Source organism: Runella sp. R0.1_18, assembly GCF_057652155.1.
In genome coordinates this window covers 1-414 of the sequence record NZ_JBYFCK010000106.1, presented here as the reverse complement: position 1 = coordinate 414, position 414 = coordinate 1, and the positions used below count along the sequence as shown (strand labels likewise).

At 45.7% G+C, this 414-nt stretch carries 1 protein-coding gene; it reads right to left on the bottom strand.

The window, feature by feature from the left end; translation table 11 throughout:
- A partial coding sequence (locus tag AC23P2_RS31275; protein WP_487776816.1) for a hypothetical protein occupies nucleotides 1-231 on the bottom strand: 231 nt, incomplete at its 3' end.
- Between the last annotated feature and the right edge of the window lie 183 nt (nucleotides 232-414).

The window sequence follows — 414 nt, the reverse complement described above, 5'->3', positions numbered from 1 at the left end:
AATTGATGGATAAGATGGCGGGGTTTTTGAAGGGGGTATTGTAGTCGGTCTGACTATCGTCTGACCGAGACAAACATTGGTCAGACGATAGTCAGACCAATAAAAGATTGAGTTTATTCCCAACGCAGGCCATTCTAGCCCAGAGTAGGCCAAGAAAAAATTGATGGATAAGATGGCGGCGTTTTTGAAGGGGGTATTGTAGTCGGTCTGACTATCGTCTGACCGAGACAAACATTGGTCAGACGATAGTCAGACCAATAAAAAATTGAGTTTATTCCCAGCGCAGGCCATTCTGGCCCAGAGTAGGCCAAGAAAAAATTGATGGATAAGATGGCGGCGTTTTTGAAGGGGGTATTGTAGTCGGTCTGACTATCGTCTGACCGAGACAAACATTGGTCAGACGATAGTCAGACC